The sequence below is a fragment of the Ectothiorhodospira shaposhnikovii genome (genome assembly GCF_016584105.1).
In the GTDB taxonomy this organism is placed as follows: Bacteria; Pseudomonadota; Gammaproteobacteria; order Ectothiorhodospirales; family Ectothiorhodospiraceae; genus Ectothiorhodospira; species Ectothiorhodospira shaposhnikovii.
In genome coordinates, this window is record NZ_NRSM01000023.1 from 1 (window position 1) to 25,007 (window position 25,007).

The window sequence follows — 25,007 nt, forward strand, 5'->3', positions numbered from 1 at the left end:
CCCTCACCCACCCCCGACCACTTCCTCGATCGTGCCGAAGCCGTGCTGGAGGCCGCCGCCACCCCGCACCTGCGCCCTGTGTTCAACCTCACGGGTACCGTCCTGCACACCAATCTGGGCCGCGCCCTGCTGCCGGAGGAGGCCATGACCGCCGTGATCCAGGCCGCCACCCGTCCCGGCAATCTGGAGTTCGACCTGGCCACCGGCAAGCGCGGCGACCGGGACAACCTCATTAACGGCCTGATCCGGGAACTCACCGGTGCCGAGGCCGCCACCGTGGTCAACAACAATGCCGCCGCCGTGCTGCTGGCCCTCAACACCCTGGCCCTGCGCAAGGAAGTGATCATCTCCCGGGGGGAACTGGTGGAGATCGGCGGCGCCTTCCGCATCCCCGAGGTGATGAGCCGGGCCGGTTGCAAGCTGGTGGAGGTGGGCGCCACCAACCGCACCCACGCCCGTGACTTCCAGCACGCCCTCACCGAACGCACCCGCCTCATCCTCAAGGCCCATACCAGCAACTATGCCATCGAGGGCTTCACCCACACGGTTCCCGAACCGGAACTGGCCGCCCTGGCCCACGCCCACGCACTGCCCTTCATGGTGGACCTGGGCAGCGGCACCCTCACCGACCTGAGTCGCCACGGGCTGCCCCGGGAACCCACGGTGCAGGACACCCTGGCCCATGGCGCCGACGTGGTCACCTTCAGCGGCGACAAGCTGTTGGGCGGTCCCCAGGCGGGGCTGATCGTGGGCCGGGCCGACCTCATCGACCGCATCAAGAAAAATCCCCTCAAGCGCGCCCTGCGGGTGGACAAGATGACCCTGGCCGCCCTGGAGGCCGTGCTTCGTCTCTACCGGGACCCGGACCGATTGGGAGAACGACTCACCACCCTGCGCCTGCTCAGCCGCCCCGTCGAACGGATCCGCACCCAGGCCGAACGCCTGCTGCCGGCCCTGCAGGCGGCCCTGGGGGACGGCATGACGGTCACCAGCCGTCCCTGCCGAAGCCAGATCGGCAGCGGCGCCCTGCCGGTGGACCGACTACCCAGCCAGGCCCTGGTCATCCAGCCCACCCAACGGGGACGGGGCGCCGGCACCGCCCTCAGAGGCCTGGAACAGCGGCTGCGGGACCTGCCCGTGCCGGTGATCGGCCGGCTGCACGACGGTGCCCTGTGGCTGGACCTTCGCTGCCTGGAGGATGAAGCTGATTTCGTGTCCCAGCTGCCTCGCCTGCGGGAGATCGCACCATGATCATCGGTACCGCCGGCCATATCGACCACGGCAAGACCGCCCTGGTGAAGGCCCTCACCGGTGTTGACGCCGACCGCTGGAAGGAGGAACAGGCACGGGGCATCACCCTGGACCTGGGCTATGCCTACCAGACCCTGGATGACGACCTCAGCCTGGGCTTCGTGGATGTGCCCGGGCATGAAAGGCTCATCCACAACATGCTGGCCGGGGCCACCGGCATCGACCATGTCCTGCTGGTGATTGCCGCCGACGACGGTCCCATGCCCCAGACCCTGGAACACCTGCAAATCCTCTCCCTGCTGGGACTGGAGCGGGGCACGGTGGCCCTGAACAAATGCGACCGGGTGGACGAGGACCGGCTGGCCCAGGTCACCGCCGGGACTCAGGCCCTGCTGCGGGATTCCGCCCTGGCCGATGCCCCTATCCTGCCGGTTTCCGCCATCACCGGCCAGGGTCTGGCGGCCCTCAAGGATCATCTGCACAGGCAGGCCCGCCTTCAGGGCGAACGGCGGCATGAGGGCCGTTTCCGGCTGGCGGTGGATCGCTGTTTCACCCTCGGCGGGACCGGCACCGTGGTCACCGGCACCGTCCACGCCGGACAGGTCAGGGTCGGCGATCACCTGTGCCTGAGTCCTTCCGGCCTGAACGTGCGGGTCCGCGGCCTGCATGCCCAGAACCAGCCGGCGGAACGGGGCCTGACCGGCCAGCGCTGCGCCCTCAACCTCACCGGCCCCCACCTGACCCGGGAGGCCGTCAGCCGGGGCGACTGGGTGGTGGACCCGGACCTTCACCACCCCGCCGTGCGCCTGGATGCCCGACTGCGGGTGCTGGCGGACGCGCCCGGCCCGCTGACCCACTGGACACCGGTCCACCTGCACCTGGGGGCCGCCCGGCTCATGGCCCGGGTGGCGGTCCTGGAGGGAGAGGCCATCCCACCGGGAGCCGACGGTCTGGTGCAACTGGTCCTGTCCCAGGAGACCCACGCCCTGCGGGGGGACCGTTTCGTGCTGCGGAACGTCTCCGCCCGCCGCAATCTGGGGGGCGGCCTGATCCTGGATCCCTGGGGACCCGCCCGGGGCAGGCGCACGGCCTCGCGTCTGGCCCTGCTGCGGGCCTGGGAACAGAACGATCCCCTGGCGGCATTACGCCAGGCCCTGCCCCAGGCGCCGGGCGGCCTGAATCTGGAAACACTGTCCCGCCAGTGGAACCTGGACCCGACCGAGCAGACACGACTGGCGGACACGCCGGATCTGCTGACCCTCGAAAGCCCGGCGGGTCCGGTGGCCTTTGATCCCGGAGTCTGGCAGGACCTGAAGACACGGACACTCAAGCAACTGGGGGAAGAGCATGCCCATCACCCCGACCGCCTGGGTCCCGACCGGGAACGTCTGCGGCGCCGGGTGGCCCCTGCCCTGGCCCGCCCCGTATTCGCCGCCCTGGTGGATGAACTGCTGGCGGCGGGTGCCGTACGGCAACAGGCCCCCTGGCTGCACCTGCCCGACCATTGTCTGCACCTGTCCCCGGATCAGGAAACACTCTGGCAGAACCAAATCCTGCCCCTGGTCCAGGCCGACCCCTTCAATCCCCCCCGGGTGCGGGACATTGCCCGCGCCCTGTCCCGGGATGAGACCCACATCCGGGCCCTGATGCAGCGGCTCACCGCCATGGGGCAGGTCTGCCGCATCGCCCATGATCACTATTTCCACCGGGAGGCAGTGGCCGAACTGGAAGCCATCGTCCGCGAGCTGTCCGACACCGAGGGGGCGGCCCTGGCGGCCCCGTTCCGGGACCGTATCGGCACCGGCCGCAAGGTGGCCATCCAGATCCTGGAGTATTTCGATCGCATCGGCTACTGCCGCCGGGTAGGCGATGAACACCGGGTATTCCGGGACTCCCTGTGGCGCATGCGCTGAACACCCGTTCCGTATCCATCGGCACCCTTTGCGAGGAATCCAATCATGTCCACCACCGACCACATCCCCCTCACCACCCTCTCCCACGGCGGCGGCTGCGGCTGCAAGATCGCCCCGGCCGTCCTTCAGGAGGCCCTGCGGGGACTGACCCAGGGGGTGTTTCAGCCGGACCTGCTGGTGGGCAATGCCGGCAGCGACGATGCCGCCGTCTACCGGCTCAACGACCAGCAGGCCCTGGTGGCCACCACCGATTTCTTCATGCCCATCGTGGATGATCCCTTCGACTTCGGCCGCATCGCCGCCACCAACGCCCTGTCCGACGTCTATGCCATGGGCGCCACCCCCATCCTGGCCCTGGCCATCCTGGGCATGCCCCTGGACAAACTGCCGGTGTCCACCATCCGCCGGATCATGGCGGGGGGGGCGGCAATCTGCGCCGAGGCGGGCATCAACGTGGCGGGCGGTCATTCCATCGACAGTCCGGAACCCATCTATGGCCTCGCCGCCCTGGGGCTGGTCCACCCGGACAGGGTCAAACGCAACGATCGGGCCCGGGACGGAGACGTGCTGATCCTGGGCAAGCCCCTGGGCATCGGTGTGCTGAGCAGTGCCCTGAAGAAAGGCCTGCTGGAGGCCGCCGGCTACCAGGCCATGCTGAGCACTACCACCCGTCTCAATCGGGTGGGCATCCCCCTGGGGGAACTGCCCGGCGTCCATGCCATGACCGATGTCACGGGCTTCGGCCTGCTGGGGCACCTGCTGGAGATCTGTCGGGGATCGGGCCTCGCGGCCCGGGTGGAGTTCTCCCGGCTGCCCATCCTGGACGCGGCCCGTCCCCTGGCGGAACAGGGCCGGGGGCCGGGGGCCATGGAGCGCAACTGGGAGAGTTATGGGGCCGCGGTGAGGCTGGCGGACCATCTGCCGGACTGGGCCTGGCGCATCGGCACCGACCCGCAGACCAGTGGCGGCCTGCTGGTGGCCTGCGACGAACAGGCGGCGGCCACGGTCCTGGCCCTGTTCAGAAGTCATGGTTTTGAAGCAGCGGCAACCATCGGCAGGCTGGAGGCAGGCACCCCGACGGTGGATCTGGGCTGAACGCCACCCCCTTTGCGGCCAAGGGCCGCTACGGACAATGGCGGAAGGGCGTGGGAGTCGAACCCACCCGGGACCGCCTGACGGCCCCAACCGGTTTTGAAGACCGGCCGCACCACCGGGCACGAAGCCCTTCCCATGTCCTTTCCTTGGGAGAACACTCCCACCTCTGCCCCTGTTCGGGCCACCAGTAACATATCACCCGTCCAACACAACCGAAACCCATCTCTCCCAGGACTGCAAACCAGAGTCACCAAAAAACCGGGCCCGATCCCTCACTGCCGCCAGCCCGAAATCACCCGGGGGCTACCATCCACAAACCGGGCCCACTCCAACGTCCGGTGTACCCGCCCCTGATCATCCACGGTCAGGGTGCCCGTCAGGCCATGGAGACGCTCACCGCCCCCCTGCTGCAAGGTGCCCAGCCGCATCCCCAGCCGATAGGCGTCATAACCAAAGGCCGCCATGCGCGGCCAACGCTTCAGGGAGGCATCCAGCGATGTCTCCAGGCCGGCCCGGGGACCGGTCTGACCAAGCAGCCAGGGCATGTCGGCCACCAGCACACCCTCCATATCCCGGTCCACGCCGGGATCCATACGCCCGGAAAAGACATGGGAGGTGGCAAATACCGGCAGATCTCCCGCCTGATGGAGCCGCAGCTGGGACACGATCAGTCTTGCATGGCGGGGCTCACCGGAGATGAACACCATGTCCACATCCCGGCGCCCGCGCCCTTGTCCGCCCCCCATCACACCGACAGGGATCGCATCACCAAAGTCCGTGGCCTGGTGGGGAAAGGTCTGCACCGATCGCACTTCCCCCCCCAGGGCCTCGAACCGGGCACGAAAGGCAACCTGCAATCGCTCACCCAGAGCCGTGCGCGGCACTATCACCACCGCCCGGCGGTACCCCTGGGCAAAGGCTCGTTGGGCCACCTCGACCGCCTCATCCTCGGGATTGAGGCCGAAACGGAAAAAATGCGCCGGATAATGCCCGCCTCCTTCACTATGATTCAGGGCCAGTACCGGTACCGGCAGCGCACCGGGACGGGCGGCCAGCCGGTCCACGGCCTCCCGGGACAAGGGGCCGATGACCAGATCCGCCCCCTCGCGCACGGCTTCCTCGTAATGACGCAGTACATTACCGGCATCCTCACCCATGTCATGGAGACGCAACACGACGGACGAGGCGAGCCCGGCATCCTCGTGGGCCGCCTCGATCCCCTGCAGGATGCCGCGGGCAACACTGCCGTAACGTCCGGTCAGGGGCAGGATGACAGCAATACGGCGCGGCGGCGAAACCCTGCCCGCAACGCCCGTCCGCTGCAAAACCGATGTCCCCATATCGGCGACCGTGGCAGGCAAGGGCACGGCCGAAATCGGAACAGCCGGCCGTGCAGGTGCCACTGCCACCCGCGCCGCGGAGGGCGGCTCGATCCCCCGCAAGCGCAAGGCCTCATCCAGCCACTGTACCGTATCCGGGCTGGACGCACGGCTCCTCAAGGCCCGTAATTCAGCGGTACCCAGCCCCTCCAGCCAGCGCATCAGTTGCTGCCGTGCCCACGACCTTGAGGCGGCATCCTCCGCCAGGGCATGGGCGCGGTTCCAGGTGGTGATCGCATCCAGATGACGCCCCAGCGCCGCCTCGGCCTGGGCACGAATGTCCAATGACTGCAGCACCAGGGGTGGGGACAGTCGGTGGGATTCCAGCGGCAGATGACGCAATGCCTCCAGGGGATCATGCTGCTCCAGCGCCGTTCGGGCCGCCTGGAGCCGGTCATCATCACCGGCCAGCACCGGCATGACCGCCGGCAACAGCAACAGGCAAAGACCGAGGAGCAAACCATGCAACCCTGGCCGATGATCGCATCGCCCCGAAACAACGCCACTGCGCATCATGACCTGATCCTTCGATGATCGAGTTTCCATGGTGGACCCATGAGCGGATATCCCCCTGTGTCGGCTTCCCCCTCATTTCCTTGACCCCGCCATGGATGTCCCGAACCCGTCATTCCCGCGCAGGCGGGAATCCAGCCACGGAGCATCCCCGTGGGCTCCCGCCTTCGCGGGAACAACGGAAAGTACAGGTTCAGAATATTCCTAAAGAGTTCCATGCCACCGGCCGATACGTTCGAGCAAGGGGGAAAATTCAACGAATCTCCCACGAATTGCCCAGATACAGGCTGAGGCGTGGATAAAGCACGTCCATGCCGGCAGATCGATGGGACACTGCAGGAATGACTCAGGCTGGTCCCATCCCAAGGAGACAACATAATGAAAATGGTGAGTCTGCTGTTAATGGTGTTCATGCTCACGTTCGCCACTTCCGCCTGCGCCCAGAACCAGACCTATCCTGCCGTCGTCAACCAGGATAATTTTGAAACCCGGGTCATCCGGGTCAGTGGTTACGGGGCCGTGATACCCAACATTCATCAGACCCAGGCGCAGCTCAAGCTCCACGCCATGCGTGCCAGCCGACTGGATGCCTATCGCAACCTGGCCGAGAGCGTCTACGGCATCAATCTGGAAGGCAGTTCCACCGTCAGGGACATGGCGGCACGCCATGACCAGATCCTCGCCCATATCAACGCAAGGATCGCGGGTGCCCGGGTGATGGATGTCATTCTGGTGGATGACGACATCTACGAAACCATCCTGGAACTTACCGTCGACCGCCACTTCCATAGCTGCATCACCCAGCCGCAGACCTGCATGGCGCCGGTGGACGCACAGGTGGGAAACCCCGCGGGCTTGGCCAGCACCCAACAACCCAACTGGCAGCACTGCACCGGCCCAGACTGTGATTACGGTCCCGGCGGTTACAACGCGCCTTACCACTACTATCCCCGCTGATCAGGAGGTGCGCCGTGAAGGTGCTATTGCTGCTGGCCCTGCTCTGGTTGCCCGGCGTGGCGCTGGCTGATGTGATCTTTGCCGAGGGCATGGCGCCCACGGCCGGGAAATCGATCACCGAAGCCCGGCGTGATGCCCTTGAAGATGCCCTCTGGAACGCCTCCAGCCGCCTGGGCATCACAGTGAGGGGGATCTCCCGGGTAAGCGAGGCTGCGGTAACCCAGAATGAAATCCACCTGGAAACCGCAGCTCGCATCTCACGGTATGACATCGTCGGAGAATGGCAGGAAGGCGATATCTATCACATCCGCATCCGGGTGGATGCCGCACAGGCCTTGTGCGGCGACCCGGATGCCCGGATGGGCGCGGTCCACTTCCCGCTGTTGCAGCCCCATCAGCAACTCACCAGCAGTCTCAACGGCATCGAAGCGGGGATCCCCAATGAAATACTTCACCGCGTCTCGCTCAATGCGGGCACGCCATCACGGCGGGCGGAACACCGTCGGTTGCTGGAACCTCTGAACGGAATGCCCAACCCCCATGCGCCGGAAATTCGCGAGCGGGTACGACGTCTCGCCCAGGAGATGGAGGTCAACTACCTGCTGGCCGGGGTCATCATCGACATCGGCTATGAAAACATCGGTCTCATCCGCAACACCTACCTCCGCCGCAGTGAGGTGGAGATCTATGTGTTTGCCGGTGACACTGGTGAGCTGATCCTGCAACGCCGGGCGGCCCGTGAAGCCAGGGGCGATGTGCTCTACCCCACGCCGGTGGCCTTCGGCAGCAAACGCTTCTATGAATCACGCTACGGAGAAGCCTTCAGCTGGGTGCTGGACCGGCTCAGTCAGGAAATCAGCGGCCTGCTGGCCTGCCCGCCGGGAGATCGGGCTTTCCGCTGAAGGTATCCGCTTCAGCTCAAGATCCGGGGGTTCATCAGGTGCTCTCGGCGGCCCTATCCACCCACGCAATGCACCCGGATATGGAAAACCATGCCCGTAGCAGGTATGGTAAGTCGCTCCGGAAGGAATTCGCCTGCCGTCGCTCCTGATACATCAAAGAGGTATTCATCCCATGCGCCATTGATGCCGCCGTCTATCTGACGGCCAGTCTCCACCCGCCCCCGCAAGCAGGGGGAGTCCTTGGCATCCCTGGAATAAAGCATGATGAACCCCTATCTCGCGCTGGAAGGCGTGTCCTATGTTTTGCCTGACGGCAGAACACTTTTCACCGATATCAATGGAACCTTCGACCAGCGCCGCACCGGTCTGGTCGGACGCAACGGCGTGGGCAAATCCCTGCTGGCACGCATCCTGGCGGGACGGGTGCAACCCAGCATCGGCCGCTGCCTGCGCTCCGGCGGCGTGTATTACCTGGCCCAGCAGGTCGCTCCCCCCGCAAACGCCACGGTCGCCAGTCTGGCGGGCGTGCGGCAAACGCTGGATGCCCTGGCCCGCATAGAAGCAGGCAGCAGCGCTCCACAAGACTTCGATGCCGTGGGCGATCGCTGGGATATCCGGCAACAACTGCGGGGCGCACTGGAACACCATGGCCTGGGGCATCTCGACGCTGATACCCCCGCCGACAGGCTGAGCGGTGGTGAAGCGATGGGTGTGGCCCTGACCGGTGCCTTGCTGTCGGATGCCGACTTTCTGATCCTGGATGAACCCAGCAACCATCTGGACCGCCCTCATCGGCGGGCACTGATCGCCCAGTTGAAAAACTGGTCACGTGGTCTGTTGGTCGTCAGCCACGACCGGCAACTGCTGGAAGCCATGGAACATATCGTGGAATTGTCATCGCTTGGACTGCGCAGCTATGGCGGCAATTACACGTTCTACGCCACCAGCAAGACCCATGAACGACAAAACGCCCTCCAAGAATTCGAACGACGCAAGCTTGAACGACGGCGCGAAGAGCAAGCCATGGTCAAGCAACGGGAACGCCAGACACGCAGGCAAGCCCGTGGCAACCGGCGCGGCAAAGAAACCAACCAGGCCAAAATCCTGCTGGATCGTCAGAAGGAACGCAGCCAGGGATCGGTTGGCAGGCTGCATCAGCAGCAGGTCATCGCGCGGCAGCGGCTCGACCAACAGGTTCGGGAGGCGGCGCAGCACATGCAAAATGATGCGCCTATCACTTTACACAGCTTTTCCGTGGCACAGGCCGCCCAACGGCGCGTCGTGGAACTGGATGGAGTGGAACTGCCTTTCGTGCCGAAAGCAATGCGCCACATCAGCATCTGCCTGAACGGGCAGCAGCGCGTGGGCATGACCGGCCCCAACGGCTGCGGCAAATCCACACTGCTCAAGGTGCTGGCGGGCCGGCTTCATCCCCTGGCAGGGGTTTGCAAGATCATGGCGGAAGCCATCTATCTGGATCAGCGGCTGGCCAACCTGGCCCCGGAACGGACCGCGCTCGACCAGATGCAAACCGCCAATTCCACGGCAACCGAGGGCGATCTGCGCATGCGTCTGGCCCAATTGGACCTTGACGCACAGAAGATCACAATGCCCAGCGGCTCACTCAGTGGCGGCGAGCGCCTGAAGGCCGCACTGGCCTGCGTGCTCTATGCCGATCCACCTCCGCAACTGCTGTTGCTGGATGAGCCCAGCAACCATTTGGACTTGCCTTCGACGCAGGCACTGGAAGCCATGTTGCGCGGTTATCAAGGCACCCTGGTTGTGGTGTCCCATGACGATGTATTCATGGACAATCTGGGGTTGACGGAACGTCTTCTGGCCACCGGGCAGGGATGGTGCCTGGAACCCTGGTGATACATGTCGGATTGCAGGCGATGGGCATTGGAACAGACCCGGCACCCCGAAGCCAAAAAAGCCACCCCTGCGGAAACAGAAGCAGCTTCGGATGTTGGATGGTGCCCGAGGCCGGACTCGAACCGGCACGCCTTTCGGCGAGGGATTTTCTTACCACTTCGACTTTCGCCGCCAGCACACGGGGGCTGTTCGTGGTCTGGAGCACGCCTTCACCATAGCCTTGCGGCCGTAGGTGCCCGCCGTCTGCTCTCTACACCTTCCCGGGCGCCGGGCCTGGGCTTGGCTCGGCGTTGGCTCGGATACCGGGGCATCCAGGGCATTCGCCGAATTTGACGGGTTCCACCCCCGGGGTTTCCCTCGGAGGGCTCAAATTTTTCAAGTCCCTTGTGTCTACCAATTTCACCACTCGGGCGTGGCATGATGGGCTGGCAGTATACCTGAAACAGGCACTGGAAGAATGTGCCCGAAACGCTAAGATTCGGGATTGACCTATTTCACATCGACGCCGCCCGTGTTTCCGACCCTCACATCCGTATCCACCCTGCTCCTGGGCATGGGCATCCTGCTCTGCGGCTCCGGCATGCTGGGTACCCTGCTGGGCCTGAGCGCCGCCCAGGAAGGCCTGCCGAGCTGGCTGATCGGCCTGGTCATGTCCGGCTTCTTCATGGGCTTCATCATCGGCTCGTTCCTCTGCCCCCGCCTGATCCGACGGGTGGGACACATCCGTGCCTTCGCCGCCCTGGCCGCCGTGTCGGCCATCGCCGCCCTGCTCCACGGTCTGATCTTCGATCCCTGGGTGTGGTGGGTGTTGCGCATCTTCAACGGCATCTCGGTGGTGGGGCTTTACATGGTCATCGAAAGCTGGCTCAACGAACGGGCACGACAGAACCGGGGCCAGATCTTCGCCTTCTACATGACCGTCTGCCTGGTGATGCTGGGCGTGGGACAGTTTCTGGTACTGATCTACGGACCGGGACATCTGGCCAGCTATGCCCTGGTGGCCATCCTGTTCGCCCTGGGACTGATCCCCATCGCCCTGACACCGGCACTGCAGCCCACCCCCATCAAGGCCCAGGCCCTGCCGCTGAAGACCCTCTACGGCAGGACGCCGGTGGGTGTGATCGGGGCAGTGGTGGCGGGGATCGCCTCGGGCGGGTTCTGGGGATTCGGGGCCATCTATGCCCAGCAGTCCGGCATCGAACCCTTGGGGGTGGCCGCCTTCGTCAGCGCCGTGATCCTGGGCGGCGCCCTGCTGCAGTGGCCCATCGGCTTTTTCTCCGACCATCGGGACCGGCGCTGGGTGCTGGTCTTTGCCTGTGCCGGCGCGGCCCTGGCGGCCCTGGGCATCTTCATGACCGTGGATCAGTCACTGCTGGTACTGCTGGTGGCGGCCCTGTTCTACGGCGGGTTTGCTTTCAGTCTCTACGCCCTGGCGGTGGCCCATACCCATGACCGACTGGATGTCACCCAGGTGCTGGAAGGCACCCAGGGGCTGCTGTTGCTCAACGGCATCGGTGCCACCCTGGGGCCGTTGCTGGCCGGGATTGCGGTGAGTGTCGCATCCATCAGCGTGCTGCCCCTGCTGTTCGGGAGCATCATCCTGCTGCTGTCCCTGTTCGCGCTATGGCGAATCCTGCGGGAACCTCCGGTGGCGCCCGAGGAGAAGGCCGGCTTCGTGCCGGTCACCCGTACCTCGGCGGTGGCGGCCGAACTGGACCCCCGCACCGAACTGCAACCGGAGCTGGACCTGGAACACAAGCCCTGACCGTTCTTCCCTACCCCCTCACCCGGTGACCACCGACCGCCCGCGGGTGCGCAGGCCGATCAGGGCGGCATGCCGGATACTCTGGAGCAGGGCCTGGCGGCCGGTGCCGGTGCAGGGGATCCAGGGCCGGGGCGGGTCATTGAGGGCCTCGCGCAGGACCCGGCCCAGGGTGGTCCGCATCATGGTCATGAGAACCACCGCGTCGGCCTCCGACGCCTGACGCTTGAGGTGATTGACATCACGCCCCCAGTTGGAAGACCAGCCGGTGTGACGAAACTCCACCCGGACTCCCGGCCACTGGTCGGTGATTTCCCGGATCAGGTCATCACTGTACCGGGCCTGGATCTCGTTACCACCCACGAACAAGACGGTCAGCTCGGCCCCACCCTCCAGTTGCTCCAGCAGCTCGCTGTCCCCGTCGTGTTCCGCCTCGGCGCCGGGCAAGACCAGATCTTCATACTGGGCCGGGGCCGCGCCGCACTCGCGGAACAGCGCCAGGGTCTGGGCGGCCTCCAAGGGCCGGGCATCGCGCAGGGCAAAGAACAGGGCCCTGAGCTGGGCAAAGGCTTCCGGATCTCGGCCCAATCGGCGATACAGGCGGAACCGGGCGCGCAGGATATCCGTCTCCGACCAGGCCGGATCCAGCCGGGCCGGGGCCTCCAGCAGGTCAAGCATGGGTTCGCAGAATCGGGAATCCTCATGGGCCAGATGCTCCAGCCCGTCCAGCCCCTCCTGAGCCGACTCCACACGCCCCGCCGACAGGGCCGCCGCCACCAGCAGCGACAGACGTTCCCAGCGTGCCTGCAGCGGTTGATCGGTGCCATCCCGGCACAGGATCTGCAGATCGTCCAGCAGCAGGGACGAGCGGGCAAACCATTCCGGCCGGTGGATCAGCGGCAGGACGGCCTGTCCGTGCCGACACCACAGGGATTCGGCAATCTCTCCCGCTAGGGCCGGATCCACCAGATCCGCGCATTCCAGCAGACGCTGCATCCCCCACTCCGGCCACGGGGCCGCGGACGGGTCCTGCGCCATCAGCATCCGCCAGGTCTCCATGGCAGCCTGGGCCGAGGCGGCATCCAGCCGGGCCATCATGAGCACGGCCTGCATGAAACGGCAGCAATCCACCAGCAGCGGACGCTCCGGGTCCTGGGCATCGGTTTCCGTCATCATCCCGATCAGGGCGGCATTCACATGCATCAGGGCCTGCTCCCGGGCTTCGTCACCGCTGTCGGTCTCCATCCAGCGCAGAAAATCCCGCACCCCCAGGGCATAGTGAGCCCCCAGGGCCGCCGACCCGAATCGTTCCACCGCCTCGGTGAAATACCGCTCCCCCTGTCGGAGCTGGGTCAGGATCGCGCGCACCCGATCCAGGCCCGGCGGCAACACCAACTCGGCCAGGGAACGAAAGCCCCCCAGCACCAGCCCCATGTCCGCGTGCAGCCGGGGCGATGTCAGCCGTCCCTCGGCAATCAGCCCGGCAAAGGCCTCCTTCGCCGCTGAGAAATTACCCTGCAACTGCAGGGCCTGGCCCAGACGGCGCCCCACCCCGGCCTCAAGAGAGGCCCGCTCGGCGATGTCCAATGCCACATGGGGCAGCCCCTCCCGCAGCTCCACCAGCAACACGTTGGCAATGGCTGCATCACCCCGACGGATGGCGTCGGTGGCGGACTGGAGGATCAGCGTGGCGGTCGCCGGGGTCAGATGCCGGCGCTGGCCGCGCAACAGGCGGGTGGCCTCGTTCTGGAATCCGTGGGTGAGCAAATAGGGGTGCACCTCGGTGAGCATGCCGGCCCCGGCCCCGCCGGGGGTGGATGAAGCGGCCCGGAAGATGGCGCCATACCGGTGCAGGGCATCCCTGACCGAGGCATGATTCTGCTGCCGCACGTAGCCGCTGAGCAGTCCCGCCAGATACCACTGGCGTCGTTCGTCATTCATCTCGGGGCGTCCCATGTCGGGACGTCGCCCGGGCAACAGGGCATCGAGAAAACCCAGGTGAAAATAGCTGCGCTTGCGACTGGTATCCAGGGCATGCACCGATTCCACCAGATCCACCAATTCGTCAGGCTTGAGGGCCCGGTCTTCCTCGGCCAGGGTGGCGATGATCTGTTCCATCACCACCCGGTCCAACTGGGTGAACTCCTCCGAGACATCCAGTACCGCCCGCTCGTCGATCTCCTCCACCACGATCGACTGTTCTTTCTGTCGGGCCGCTTCCGCCGCCGCCATGGCCTGGTCCAGGGCCGGCAGCGCCGGATCCAGAAACCGCCACAGATCCGGGTCCATCAGCTTGAGCACATGGAAATAGACGCCCACCTCCATGGCCCCGAACTCCTCCACCAGGGCGTCCTTGGCCTTGACCATGTCGGCGGGGGGATGGATCTTGTCGTCCCCGCCCACCACGAAGCCCCGTTCATCGTGGGGGACACCGCACAGATCCAGGAATCGGCACATGATGGCCGACTTGTAGTCGGCGAAGTACCCCAGAAACAGCAGGGTCCATTCCCGCGCCCCCAGGACCACCGGCACATGGGGCAGCAGGACATCGGCCAGCTGATGGTTGTTCATGCGCTTGAGGGTTTCGACGCGAAATCCCTTGCGTCGTGCCAGGGTCTTGAGGGTGGCGTCGCACACCAGCTCAAGCCGGGAAGCCGGTTCCCGCAGGCGTTCCAGAAAGGAGATCACCGCCCGGTGTCGATCCAGGGGCAGCAGCCGGTTCCAGACCGCCTTCCAGTCGTTGAGTCCCGCCTGCGGCATCGGTGCCGCCACGCCCCGGGCCATGGTCACTCTCCCCTTGCCGGGCCGCCGAGCGGCGTCCGGACAACTCGGAAAGAAAGGCCCACAAGGGCCTGAAGCATAAGCAGATGTGCTGAAGGGTTTCTCGACATCCCCCGATCATAGATGGGTCCTGGTGGCTCAACAATGGCCTCGGAGGCTGAATTCCCTCTTCGACTCCATGGCCTGCCCGGCCAAACTCGGGGGCAGGCCCGTCCCCCAGAGGTTTTCCAATCAGGGGCCTGCCGCCGTCATTCCCGCGAAAGCGGGAATCCGGGGGAGAGACTGCCGAATGCCTCGGACTCCCGCTTTCGCGGGAGTGACTCAAATATCAAAAAAGTCATCTCCGAAGCCGTCAAGGAAACCGCCTTCGTCTGCGCCCATCTCACCGGGATCCAGATCCAGATGGGCGGTGTCCAGACCGATGTCCAGCGGAGAGACGCCCAGGTCCATGGCCACATCGGCAAAGGCCTGCTGCATCTGCGAACTCATGACCATGCCGGCGAACAGCGTCCCCAGATAGGCCCCGCCAGCGGCGGCCAGGCCGGTGCCCAGCAACCCGGGTCCGCCCCGGCGACCGCGGGCGGCGATCTGGGGATTGCCCTGGGTGGCCTCCAGGAAATGCAGCCGGTCGATCAGTTCCTTGTTGCCCGACTGCAGGATCTTCTGCCGGGCCTCTTCCGCGCGCTTGCGTCGTGAATCCATGGGGAGATCCTCCAGGTGAATGGGGGTGTCTGGTGGGATTGGACAAGGGAAATGTTGAGAAATCCCGTTCCATCACCAAAAATTTTGCCGTCCTCACTCCCTCATGGGAACCCGTCACCTCCACAAAAAACCTCGTCACTCCCGCGAAAGCGGGAATCCAGGAACACCGGCGACACTGGATTCCCGCCTGCGCGGGAATGACGGAAGTTCGATCCGACAAACCGACGTGACTGCACCGGATGCCCGTCAGCGGGGGAATGTTCTGATCCGGAATCAACTCCGGATCAGATGGTCAAACGCGCCCAGCGCCGCCTTCGCACCCTCGCCCACCGCAATCACGATCTGCTTGTAGGGCACCGTGGTCACATCCCCGGCCGCAAACACCCCGGGCACCGAAGTCATGCCATGGGCATCCACCACGATCTCACCACGGGCGGACAACGCCACCGGCGACTCCTTGAGCCATTCGGAATTGGGCACCAGACCGATCTGCACGAAGATCCCCTCCAGATCCAGACGCTTGATCTCGTCCGTGTCCCGATCCTTATAGGTCAGACCGGTCACCTTGCTGCCGTCCCCGTTCACCTCCATGGTCTGGGCATGGGTGATGACATCCACGTTGGGCAGACTGCGCAGCTTCTTCTGCAACACCGCATCGGCCCGCAGCTCGGTCATGAACTCGATCAACGTGACGTGGGCCACCACGCCCGCCAGGTCGATGGCCGCCTCCACACCGGAGTTGCCACCACCGATCACCGCCACCCGCTTGCCCTTGTACAAGGGACCGTCGCAATGGGGGCAATAGGCCACGCCACGGGTCCGATACTTTTGTTCACCGGGCACGTTCATCTCCCGCCAGCGGGCACCGGTGGCCAGGATCACCGTCTTGCTGCGCAGCACCGCGCCGGAGGCGAAATGCACCTCGTGCAGCCCGCCCTCACCCTGGGCGGGTACCAGCTTCGCGGCCCGTTGCAGGTTCATGATGTCCACTTCATATTCCCTGACGTGGTTTTCCAGCGCCGCCGCCAGCTTGGGGCCTTCCGTATGGGGCACGGAGATGAAGTTCTCGATGGCCATGGTATCGAGCACCTGACCACCGAAACGCTCCGCCGCCACCCCGGTGCGGATGCCCTTGCGGGCCGCATAGATGGCCGCCGCGGCGCCGGCGGGACCACCGCCCACCACCAGCACGTCGAAGGCGGCCTTTTCATTGAGCTTTTTCGCCTCCCGCTCCGCCGCCCCCGTGTCGATCCTGGCCAGGATCTGCTCCAGGCTCATGCGGCCCTGATCAAAGGGCTGACCGTTGAGGAAGATGCTGGGCACGGACATCACTTCCCGTGCTTCCACCTCGTCCTGGAACAGGGCACCGTCGATGGCCACGTGACGCACGTTGGGGTTGAGCACCGCCATCAGGTTCAGGGCCTGCACCACGTCGGGGCAGTTCTGGCACGACAGGGAATAATAGGTTTCGAACAGGAATTCCCCCTCCAGGGAACGGATCTGCTCGATCACTTCGGGGGCGGCCTTGGAAGGATGCCCCCCCACCTGCAGCAGGGCCAGCACCAGGGAGGTGAACTCATGACCCATGGGCAGACCAGCAAACACCACCCGTCCGCTCTCGCCGGGACGCACCAGGGCAAAGGAGGGACGGCGGCTATCCCGACCGTCGGTGCACAGGGAGATCTTGTCGCTCAGGGCGGTGATCTCCCGCAGCATCTCCAGCAGTTCATTGGATTTTGGGCGTTCATCCAGGGTGGCCACGATCTCGAAAGGCTGGGTGACCTTTTCCAGATAGGCCTTCAATTGGTTCTGCAGATTGGCGTCCAGCATGCCGAATGACCTCATAAAAAAATGCCCGGGACTCGGCCCGGGCAAGGAATAGGAGATTTGGGCAATTCAATGGGCGTGAGCGGACCTGCTCAGATCTTGCCGACCAGATCCAGAGACGGGGCCAGGGTCTTCTCACCTTCCTTCCACTTGGCCGGGCACACTTCGTTAGGATGGGCCGCCACATACTGGGCTGCCTTCACCTTGCGCAGCAGCTCCTCGGCGTTACGACCGATGTTGCCGGCATTGATCTCGACGATCTGGATCACGCCCTGGGGATCCACCACGAAGGTTCCGCGCTCGGCCAGACCGGCCTCCTCGATCAACACTTCGAAGTTGCGGGAAATGTTCAGGGTCGGATCCGCAATCATCGGGAACTGCAGCTTGTTGATGGTTTCGGAGCTGTCGTGCCAGGCCTTGTGGGTGAAGTGGGTGTCGGTGGACACGCTGTAGATCTCCACGCCCAGCTTCTGGAACTCGGCATAGTTGTCGGCCAGATCGCCCAGTTCGGTGGGGCAGACGAAGGTGAAGTCGGCCGGGTAGAAGAAGAACACCGACCACTTGCCCTTGATGCTCTCGTCGGTGACCTCGACGAACTCGCCATTGTGAAAGGCGGTGGCTTTGAAGGGCTTGACTGCGGTATTGATCAGGGACATGACAGGCTTCTCCAATGGTTGTGACTTAGACGCATTCCAAATGCTGTGGTGCAATAGTACCCAGCCCATCGAATAGATGCAATTGAAGATTTCAATCGTACTCACAGATATCTTCTATCATGAGCAGGTTGCCCGATCCGGCCCCGGCAAGGCGCTGTTCCCACACACCCTCCCCTCTTCCTGTATATTCCGGTGCCAGGACATTCACCATTCTCATCAAAAGAATCCCCATGCCACTGGAAGCCTGGTTCACCGCCGCCATCGTAGTCGGCATGTTATCGGTGCTCACCCTCACCCGGGCGGCACCGGATCTCGTCTTTTTCGGGGCGGTGGTCCTGTTGCTGCTGACCGGCATCATCTCCCCCGGCGAGGCCTTTGCAGGGTTGTCCAACCAGGGAGTGATCACGGTGGCCGCCCTGTATATCGTGGTTGCCGGCCTGCGGGAGACGGGGGGAATACAGTGGATCGTCAATCGCCTTCTGGGACGTCCCAAAAACCTGATGCGTGCCCAGGTACGCCTGACGGGGCCGGTCGCCTTCATGAGCGCCTTTTTGAACAACACCCCGGTGGTGGGCATGCTGATCCCGGCGGTGAGCGAGTGGGCACGTAAATTCCATTTACCGGTCTCCCGGCTGATGATGCCGCTGTCCTTCGCCGCCATCCTGGGCGGGACCGTGACGGTGATCGGCACCAGCACCAACCTGGTGGTGAACGGTTTGTTGCTGGAACAGACCGGTGAAGGACTGGGGCTGTTCGACATCGCCTGGGTGGGGGTGCCGGTGGCCCTGGCCGGACTGGCGTTCATGATCCTGTGCAACCGCTGGCTGTTCGTGGACCGCAAGCCGGCCATCAGCGAAATCGATGACCCCAGGGAATACACCCTGGAGATGATCGTTGAAGCCGGCGGCCCCCTGGTGGGCCAGACCATCGAGGCCGCCGGTCTCAGGCACCTGCCCGGCGGCTTTCTCATGGAACTGGACCGGGACGGCACCCTGATCCCGGCGGTGTCACCCCAGGAAGTCTTGCGGGCCGGGGACCGGCTGATCTTCGTGGGGGTGGTGGAATCCATGGCGGACCTGCAGCGGATTCGCGGGCTGACACCGGCCACCCATCAGGTATTCAAACTGGACGGCCGGCGCTCGGATCGAGCATTGCTGGAGGTGGTGGTGTCCAATACCTGCCCGGTGGTGGGAATGACCATCCGCGACGGGAAGTTTCGCAACCGCTACAACGCGGTGGTGATCGCGGCGGCCCGCAATGGCCAGCGGCTCCGGGGCAAACTGGGAAACGTGGTGCTTCGGCCGGGGGATACCCTGCTGGTGGAGGCGGGACCGAGTTTTCTGGCCCAGAACCGCAATCGGCGGGATTTCTTCCTGATGACCCAGGTACAGGATTCGGTGGCGCCTCGCCATGACCGGGCGCTGGTGGCGGTGGGAATCCTGGCGGTCATGGTGGGCAGCGCCACCCTGGGGCTTTTGAGCATGCTGGAAGCAGCGCTGGCGGCGGCGGGGCTGATGGTGCTGACCGGCTGCGTGAGCATATTCTCCGCCCGCAGCAGCCTGGACTGGTCGGTACTGTTGACCATCGCGGCGGCCTTCGGGGTGGCGGCGGCAATGGAGAACACCGGCCTGGCCCGCTCGATCGCCCTGACCCTGACGGGGCTGGCGGGGACGGACCCGTGGGTGAATCTGTTGATGGTGTATCTGGTGACGGCCCTGTTCACCTCGCTGATCACCAACAATGCGGCGGCGGTCCTGATGTTTCCCATCGCATTCGCAGTGGCGGTGGACCTGGGGGTGAGCGTGCTGCCGTTTGCTGTGATCATCATGTTCGCGGCATCGGCCAGTTTTGCCACGCCGTTCGGCTATCAGACCAATCTGATGGTTTATGGTCCCGGGGGCTATCGGTTCAGCGATTATCTGCGAGCGGGTATTCCTATGACGGTGGTGACCGGGGCACTGGCGCTGCTGCTGGTACCCATGGTGTGGAAGTGGTAGGAATCAGCTCACCCTCCTTGTGAGCTATACCCCTTTTCTTCCCGTCCAGCTTCAGGAAGTTCGCCGCTACCCTGTTCCGCCAGGCGCCCCTCCAGAGCCCGGATGGCCGCATCGGCGGACGGGAACATGAATCCCTCTCCCACCTGCTCATACAGGCCGGTGCGCTTCATCACCTCCATCACCTGGGGCTTGAGCCCGGCAAACACCAGACTGATGTCCCGGTTGCGCAGCCGCCAGATCAGGTTGCGCACCACTTCCTCCCCCGAAGCATCCAGTTCATTGATCCCGGAGGCAATGATGATCACGTAACGGGCCTTGGGGTGACGCGCCAGCAGGCCCAGCATGGCGTCCTCGAAATAAGGCACGTTGGCAAAGTACAACGAACCATCGAAACGGATGATGCAGATGCGCTCTTCCTCGCCCTTGCCGTGGATGCGGGCATCCGCCAGAGTGCCATCCGGAGTGCGGGCCAGTTCATACACCCGGGGGTGCATGGTCCGATACAGATACATCACCAGGGCCAGACCGGCGCCGATGAGGATGCCCTTGTCCAGGCTCGGTGCCAGGGCCAGAGTGGCGGCAAAGGTAACCAGTGCCGCCATGCCGTCATGCCAGTGGGCCGCCCAGGACTGACGCAGGCCCCGCAGGTTGAGCAGGCTGGCCACGGCCATGATGATGATGCCCGCCAGCACCGCCTGAGGTAGATGGTAAAGCCAGGGAGTGAAGAACAGGATCACCAGCAGTACCAGAAGGGCAGTGAAGATGGAGGACATGCCGGTACGTGCCCCCGAGGCCAGATTGATGGCCGAACGTGAGAAAGAGCCACTCACCGGATAGGCCTGGCTGAAACTGCCCACCACCTTGGCCAGCCCCTGGCCGATGAGTTCCTGGTTGGGGTCGATGCGCTGGCCGGTGCGGGTGGCCATGGCCTTGGCGATGGCGATGGCCTCGGTAAACCCCACCAGGGCGATGACGAAGGCCGTGCTCAGCAGCGCCCTCACCATGTCCCAACTGAGCTGGGGCAGGGTCAGGGGCGGCAGGCCGGCGGCCACCTGCCCCACCACATGACCGCCCCCATTGAGATGAATGACATTGTCGCGTACGGCGGTGATGCGCCAGACGGGACCTTCCGGTTCCAGCCCAGGCGGCAACTGATCGGCCAGGTAGAAACCCGGGTGCTCGCCCCCGGCCTGGCGCAAGGGCAGGCCATGGAGCTCCCGCTGCAGGCGACTGATGGTCTCGGCCCGACGCTGACTGTCGTAGATAAGGATATCCACCTGATGGCGATGATTCAGGGCCTCCATGGGCGGCAGTTCATCCAGGGTCTTCTTCAGGATGCGGATCCGTGCATCCTCGGTCCTGAGCACCGTCTTCTGGGTATCGAGCTGGATCACCAGTTCCTGCACTTGGCCGGAACGTATGTCCTGCAGGGTGATCACCCGGGTCTTTTCAAAACCGACGGCCCAACTGATGACCGTGGCCACGATCACCACCACCAGCACCCCGGGCACCCTGGGAAAGCGCTGGCGCAATACCCACATGGTCAGCATGGCCCCCAGACCCATGGCCAGGGTGGGCAGATGGGTCTGGGGGATCTGCATCAGCATGGATCCGATATCCTGCAGGAACATCCCGCCGGAAACCATGGGCACGCCGAGGATCTGGTTGACCTGGGAGAGCACGATGATGATGGCGGCGGCGTTGGTGAAACCGACGATGACCGGATGGGAGATGAAGCTCACCAGGACTCCCAGTCGCAGCAGCCCCATACCCAGTTGCAACAGCCCCACCAGCAGGGCCAGGCTGATGGCCAGGGTGATGTATTCCATGGAGTCAGGGGCGGCCAGGGGGATGAGGGCCGATGCTGTGAGCAGGGAGACGATGGCCGCCGGGCCGGTGGCCAATTGCCGGGAAGAGCCCCACAGGGCGGCCACCATCACCGGCAGGAAGGCGGCGTAGAGTCCGTAGACGGCGGGCAGCCCCGCCAGCTGGGCATAGGCCATGGACTGGGGAATGAGCACCATGGCCACGGCCAGGCCCGCCATCAGGTCCGCCCGCAGACTGCCTAAGGTCATGGGAAACCAGGTCAGGAAGGGGAACAGGCGCTTGATGAGGGGCGTGGGGCTAGGGGGCATGGTCCTGAGGAGGTTGGGTGCTCAACTCATGCCAAAAAGTTTAACACTTATAACCTGAAATTTACCGATAAACAGCCCGGGGTTGTTCTGCGTCAGTCATTATCCCGCTTCGCCCCTCACACCCGGGTCCCCCTCCGGCCTGGCTCGTCATTCCCGCCCCCATAGAAGTCATTCCCGCGAAAGCGGGAACCCAGGCCACGGAACGAAAACCCCGGACTCCCGCTTTCGCGGGAGTGACGGGCATGGACTCCACTCTGATCCTCATTCAATAAACAATAAGTTATAACTTATACATACAATCATCATAATTGATTATCTATTATACCTATAGATCATGTAGTCTCTTCCCATCGAGTTTCGGTACGCTTTACCCACGACCCGGCTTGATCCGGGACGTGGTTCAAAACATCAAGTCCAAAGGAGTCGATGATGGCAGTCAAGACCTACAGTGCCGGTGTGAAAGAATACCGCCAGACCTACTGGACCCCGGAATACACCCCCCGGGATACCGACATCCTCGCCTGCTTCAAGGTGACCCCGCAGCCGGGGGTGGACCGCGAGGAAGCCGCCGCCGCAGTGGCCGCCGAGTCCTCCACCGGCACCTGGACCACCGTCTGGACCGACCTGCTCACCGATCTGGACTACTATAAGGGCCGCGCTTACCACATCGAGGACGTACCCGGCGACGACGAGTGCTTCTATGCCTTCATCGCCTACCCCATCGACCTGTTCGAGGAAGGCTCGGTGGTGAACGTGTTCACCTCTCTGGTGGGCAACGTATTCGGGTTCAAGGCCGTGCGCGCCCTGCGCCTGGAAGACGTGCGCTTCCCCATCGCCTACGTCAAGACCTGCGGCGGTCCTCCCCATGGCATCCAGGTGGAGCGGGACATCATGAACAAGTACGGCCGTCCCCTGCTGGGCTGCACCATCAAGCCCAAGCTGGGCCTGTCGGCCAAGAATTACGGCCGCGCCGTCTATGAATGTCTGCGCGGCGGCCTGGACTTCACCAAGGACGACGAGAACGTCAATTCCCAGCCCTTCATGCGCTGGCGCCAACGGTTCGACTTCGTCATGGAGGCCATCAACAAGGCCGAGATGGAGACCGGTGAGCGCAAGGGCCATTATCTGAACGTGACCGCCCCCACCCCGGAAGAGATGTACAAGCGGGCCGAGTACGCCAAGGAAATCGGTGCCCCCATCATCATGCACGACTACATCACCGGCGGCTTCTGCGCCAACACGGGCCTGGCCAACTGGTGCCGCGAGAACGGCATGCTGCTGCACATCCACCGCGCCATGCACGCGGTCATGGACCGTCATCCGCGTCACGGCATCCACTTCCGGGTACTGGCCAAGATCCTTCGCCTGTCCGGTGGTGACCACCTGCACACCGGCACCGTGGTGGGCAAGCTGGAAGGCGACCGCGCCGCCACCATGGGCTGGATCGACCTGCTGCGTGAGTCCTATGTGAAGGAAGACCGTTCCCGCGGCATCTTCTTCGATCAGGACTGGGGCTCCATGCCCGGGGTGTTCGCGGTGGCTTCCGGCGGCATCCATGTCTGGCACATGCCGGCCCTGGTCACCATCTTCGGCGACGACTCGGTGCTGCAGTTCGGTGGCGGCACCCTGGGTCATCCCTGGGGCAACGCCGCCGGTGCCTCCGCCAACCGCGTGGCCCTGGAAGCCTGCGTGCAGGCCCGCAACGAAGGACGTGAACTGGAGAAGGAAGGCAAGGACATCCTCACCGCCGCCGCCCAGCACAGCCCCGAACTCAAGATCGCCATGGAAACCTGGAAAGAGATCAAGTTCGAGTTCGATACCGTGGACAAGCTGGACGTGCAGCACCGCTAAGCGGCCTTGCCGGGGGCGGCCGTCGGGCCGCCCCGCCCCCAGACACTGAAAAGAGGATAAGACCATGTCCGAGATCCAGAGCTTCAAGCAATCCGAAAAGTACGAGACCTTCTCCTATCTGCCGCAGATGACCGCCGACCAGGTGCGCAAGCAGGTGGAATACATGATCAGCAAGGGCTGGAACCCGGCCATCGAGCACAGCGAACCGGAAAATGCCTTCGGCTCCTTCTGGTACATGTGGAAGCTGCCCATGTTCGGCGAGCAGTCCGTGGATACGGTGCTGGCCGAAGTGGAGGCCTGCAAGAAGGAGCATCCCGATCACCTGGTGCGTGTGATCGGTTATGACAACTTCGCCCAGTGCCAGGGAACGTCCTTCGTCGTCCATCGCGGCGAGTAAGCTTTCCCCTCACCCCAACCCCTCTCACCCCAGGGGAGAGGGGTCTTGGCTCCCCCTTCTCCCCCTGGGAGAAGGGCCGGGGATGAGGGACCGGAATATCTCCACCACTCCCTCATCCCAATCCCCCCGCGGGGATCCCATTCGAAACGATGGCACCACCGGTAATGTCCGGAGGTCCGAGGGAGTGACTCATGCACGAAACCATCCGCGATTATCAGATCAAGGAAGAACCCTACTACCGCGCCGTCGGCGATGAGGTGGCCCTGTACGAAGCCGCCTATGCCGTGCGCATGCCCATGATGCTCAAGGGGCCCACCGGCTGCGGCAAGACCCGCTTCGTGGAATACATGGCCTGGAAGCTGGGCAAGCCCCTGATCACCGTGGCCTGCAACGAGGACATGACCGCCTCGGACCTGGTGGGCCGCTATCTGCTGGATGCCGACGGCACCCGCTGGCAGGACGGTCCCCTCACCCTGGCCGCCCGCCATGGCGCCATCTGTTACCTGGATGAGGTGGTGGAAGCCCGTCAGGACACCGTGGTGGTGATCCATCCCCTTACCGACAACCGCCGGGTACTGCCGCTGGAAAAGAAGGGCGAACTGGTACGCGCTCATCCCGACTTCCAGCTGGTCATCTCCTACAACCCCGGCTACCAGAGCCTGATGAAGGATCTCAAGCAGTCCACCAAGCAGCGCTTCGGCGCCCTGGACTTCGATTACCCGGAGGCGGGCCTGGAAGCGGAGATCGTTGCCCACGAAACCGGCATCTCCAGCGACACGGCGAAGAAACTGGTGAGCGTGGCGGAACGGGCCAGGAACCTGAAGGGTCACGGCCTGGATGAAGGCATCTCCACCCGCATGCTGGTCCATGCCGGCTCCCTGATCGCCCGCGACGTGGAACCCCTGGCCGCCTGCCGCATGGCCCTGGTGCGTCCCCTCACCGATGATCCGGACATGCGCGACGCCCTGGACGCGGCGGTCACCACCTTTTTCTGATGCCCCACGCGGCAGGAGA

The 25,007-nt window shown here is 64.4% G+C and carries 17 protein-coding genes and 1 tRNA gene; 11 read left to right on the forward strand and 7 right to left on the reverse strand.

From position 1 onward, the window contains the following. The 3 genes from selA to selD form a co-directional block, all read left to right on the forward strand. Positions 1 to 1,251 (forward strand): L-seryl-tRNA(Sec) selenium transferase (selA, locus tag CKO35_RS12645; RefSeq protein WP_200176507.1); only part of this gene is annotated, 1,251 nt, incomplete at its 5' end. Continuing rightward, the gene (gene selB / locus CKO35_RS12650; protein WP_200176508.1) at positions 1,248 to 3,164 is read left to right on the forward strand and encodes a selenocysteine-specific translation elongation factor; all 1,917 of its coding nucleotides are present in this window, start codon (positions 1,248 to 1,250) and stop codon (positions 3,162 to 3,164) included. The genes selA and selB, both read left to right, overlap by 4 nt. Positions 3,165 to 3,209: 45 nt before the next feature. Next, positions 3,210 to 4,259: a selenide, water dikinase SelD gene (gene selD / locus CKO35_RS12655; RefSeq protein ID WP_200176509.1), complete on the forward strand. Its 1,050-nt coding sequence runs from the start codon at positions 3,210 to 3,212 to the stop codon at positions 4,257 to 4,259. A gap of 38 nt (positions 4,260 to 4,297) precedes the next feature. Here the strand turns inward: selD and CKO35_RS12660 are convergent. Then, positions 4,298 to 4,393 (reverse strand) — tRNA-Sec (locus CKO35_RS12660). A gap of 138 nt (positions 4,394 to 4,531) precedes the next feature. Continuing rightward, complete coding sequence (locus CKO35_RS12665) at positions 4,532 to 6,097, reverse strand: penicillin-binding protein activator (RefSeq protein WP_200176510.1); 1,566 nt, start codon at positions 6,095 to 6,097, stop codon at positions 4,532 to 4,534. A gap of 432 nt (positions 6,098 to 6,529) precedes the next feature. Between CKO35_RS12665 and CKO35_RS12670 the strand changes: the two genes are divergently transcribed. From CKO35_RS12670 to CKO35_RS12685, 4 genes are all read left to right on the forward strand, one after another. Then, the gene (locus tag CKO35_RS12670; protein ID WP_200176511.1) at positions 6,530 to 7,108 is read left to right on the forward strand and encodes an LPP20 family lipoprotein; all 579 of its coding nucleotides are present in this window, start codon (positions 6,530 to 6,532) and stop codon (positions 7,106 to 7,108) included. A gap of 14 nt (positions 7,109 to 7,122) precedes the next feature. Next, positions 7,123 to 8,010 carry a flagella assembly protein FlgT middle domain-containing protein gene (locus CKO35_RS18370; RefSeq protein WP_200176512.1) on the forward strand — a complete coding sequence of 296 codons (888 nt, stop codon included), beginning with the start codon at positions 7,123 to 7,125 and terminating at the stop codon, positions 8,008 to 8,010. 261 nt (positions 8,011 to 8,271) lie between these two features. Further along, positions 8,272 to 9,885: an ABC-F family ATP-binding cassette domain-containing protein gene (locus tag CKO35_RS12680; RefSeq protein ID WP_200176513.1), complete on the forward strand. Its 1,614-nt coding sequence runs from the start codon at positions 8,272 to 8,274 to the stop codon at positions 9,883 to 9,885. A 511-nt stretch (positions 9,886 to 10,396) separates the two neighbouring features. Continuing rightward, positions 10,397 to 11,650, forward strand: coding sequence for an MFS transporter (locus tag CKO35_RS12685; RefSeq protein WP_200176514.1), 1,254 nt, complete (start codon positions 10,397 to 10,399; stop codon positions 11,648 to 11,650). Between the two features lie 18 nt (positions 11,651 to 11,668). Here the strand turns inward: CKO35_RS12685 and CKO35_RS12690 are convergent, their stop codons facing one another. From CKO35_RS12690 to ahpC, 4 genes are all read right to left on the reverse strand, one after another. Further along, positions 11,669 to 14,431 (reverse strand): hypothetical protein, encoded by a 2,763-nt coding sequence (locus tag CKO35_RS12690; protein ID WP_200176515.1) that lies wholly within the window; start codon positions 14,429 to 14,431, stop codon positions 11,669 to 11,671. Positions 14,432 to 14,749: 318 nt separating this feature from the next. After that, the gene (locus CKO35_RS12695) at positions 14,750 to 15,130 is read right to left on the reverse strand and encodes a hypothetical protein (RefSeq protein ID WP_200176516.1); all 381 of its coding nucleotides are present in this window, start codon (positions 15,128 to 15,130) and stop codon (positions 14,750 to 14,752) included. A 273-nt stretch (positions 15,131 to 15,403) separates the two neighbouring features. Next, complete coding sequence (ahpF, locus tag CKO35_RS12700) at positions 15,404 to 16,960, reverse strand: alkyl hydroperoxide reductase subunit F (RefSeq protein WP_200176517.1); 1,557 nt, start codon at positions 16,958 to 16,960, stop codon at positions 15,404 to 15,406. 89 nt (positions 16,961 to 17,049) lie between these two features. Beyond that, positions 17,050 to 17,613 carry an alkyl hydroperoxide reductase subunit C gene (gene ahpC, locus CKO35_RS12705; protein ID WP_200176518.1) on the reverse strand — a complete coding sequence of 188 codons (564 nt, stop codon included), beginning with the start codon at positions 17,611 to 17,613 and terminating at the stop codon, positions 17,050 to 17,052. A gap of 230 nt (positions 17,614 to 17,843) precedes the next feature. Between ahpC and CKO35_RS12710 the strand changes: the two genes are divergently transcribed. Then, positions 17,844 to 19,610, forward strand: a complete 1,767-nt coding sequence (locus CKO35_RS12710; RefSeq protein WP_200176519.1) for an SLC13 family permease — start codon at positions 17,844 to 17,846, stop codon at positions 19,608 to 19,610. A gap of 8 nt (positions 19,611 to 19,618) precedes the next feature. Here CKO35_RS12710 and CKO35_RS12715 read toward each other — a convergent pair whose 3' ends face one another. Continuing rightward, positions 19,619 to 21,745 carry a SulP family inorganic anion transporter gene (locus CKO35_RS12715; RefSeq protein ID WP_200176520.1) on the reverse strand — a complete coding sequence of 709 codons (2,127 nt, stop codon included), beginning with the start codon at positions 21,743 to 21,745 and terminating at the stop codon, positions 19,619 to 19,621. Between the two features lie 429 nt (positions 21,746 to 22,174). On the opposite strand from CKO35_RS12715, the gene CKO35_RS12720 reads away from it, so the two are divergent. The 3 genes from CKO35_RS12720 to CKO35_RS12730 all read left to right on the forward strand — a co-directional run bounded on the left by CKO35_RS12720 (position 22,175) and on the right by CKO35_RS12730 (position 24,988). Further along, positions 22,175 to 23,596 carry a form I ribulose bisphosphate carboxylase large subunit gene (locus CKO35_RS12720; protein ID WP_200176521.1) on the forward strand — a complete coding sequence of 474 codons (1,422 nt, stop codon included), beginning with the start codon at positions 22,175 to 22,177 and terminating at the stop codon, positions 23,594 to 23,596. Positions 23,597 to 23,660: 64 nt separating this feature from the next. Further along, positions 23,661 to 23,993, forward strand: a complete 333-nt coding sequence (locus CKO35_RS12725; protein ID WP_200176522.1) for a ribulose bisphosphate carboxylase small subunit — start codon at positions 23,661 to 23,663, stop codon at positions 23,991 to 23,993. Between the two features lie 191 nt (positions 23,994 to 24,184). Then, positions 24,185 to 24,988, forward strand: coding sequence for a CbbQ/NirQ/NorQ/GpvN family protein (locus tag CKO35_RS12730; RefSeq protein WP_200176523.1), 804 nt, complete (start codon positions 24,185 to 24,187; stop codon positions 24,986 to 24,988). The last annotated feature ends 19 nt before the right edge of the window (positions 24,989 to 25,007 follow it).

Coding starts and splice junctions, on each gene's coding strand:
- CKO35_RS12730 (WP_200176523.1), top strand. CDS start 24,185: ATGCACGAAACCATCCGCGATTATCAGATCAAGGAAGAACCCTACTAC.
- ahpC (WP_200176518.1), bottom strand. CDS start 17,613: ATGTCCCTGATCAATACCGCAGTCAAGCCCTTCAAAGCCACCGCCTTT.
- CKO35_RS12715 (WP_200176520.1), bottom strand. CDS start 21,745: ATGCCCCCTAGCCCCACGCCCCTCATCAAGCGCCTGTTCCCCTTCCTG.
- CKO35_RS12710 (WP_200176519.1), top strand. CDS start 17,844: ATGCCACTGGAAGCCTGGTTCACCGCCGCCATCGTAGTCGGCATGTTA.
- CKO35_RS12725 (WP_200176522.1), top strand. CDS start 23,661: ATGTCCGAGATCCAGAGCTTCAAGCAATCCGAAAAGTACGAGACCTTC.
- ahpF (WP_200176517.1), bottom strand. CDS start 16,960: ATGCTGGACGCCAATCTGCAGAACCAATTGAAGGCCTATCTGGAAAAG.
- CKO35_RS12690 (WP_200176515.1), bottom strand. CDS start 14,431: ATGGCCCGGGGCGTGGCGGCACCGATGCCGCAGGCGGGACTCAACGAC.
- CKO35_RS12670 (WP_200176511.1), top strand. CDS start 6,530: ATGAAAATGGTGAGTCTGCTGTTAATGGTGTTCATGCTCACGTTCGCC.
- CKO35_RS12680 (WP_200176513.1), top strand. CDS start 8,272: ATGATGAACCCCTATCTCGCGCTGGAAGGCGTGTCCTATGTTTTGCCT.
- CKO35_RS12720 (WP_200176521.1), top strand. CDS start 22,175: ATGGCAGTCAAGACCTACAGTGCCGGTGTGAAAGAATACCGCCAGACC.
- selD (WP_200176509.1), top strand. CDS start 3,210: ATGTCCACCACCGACCACATCCCCCTCACCACCCTCTCCCACGGCGGC.
- CKO35_RS12695 (WP_200176516.1), bottom strand. CDS start 15,130: ATGGATTCACGACGCAAGCGCGCGGAAGAGGCCCGGCAGAAGATCCTG.
- selB (WP_200176508.1), top strand. CDS start 1,248: ATGATCATCGGTACCGCCGGCCATATCGACCACGGCAAGACCGCCCTG.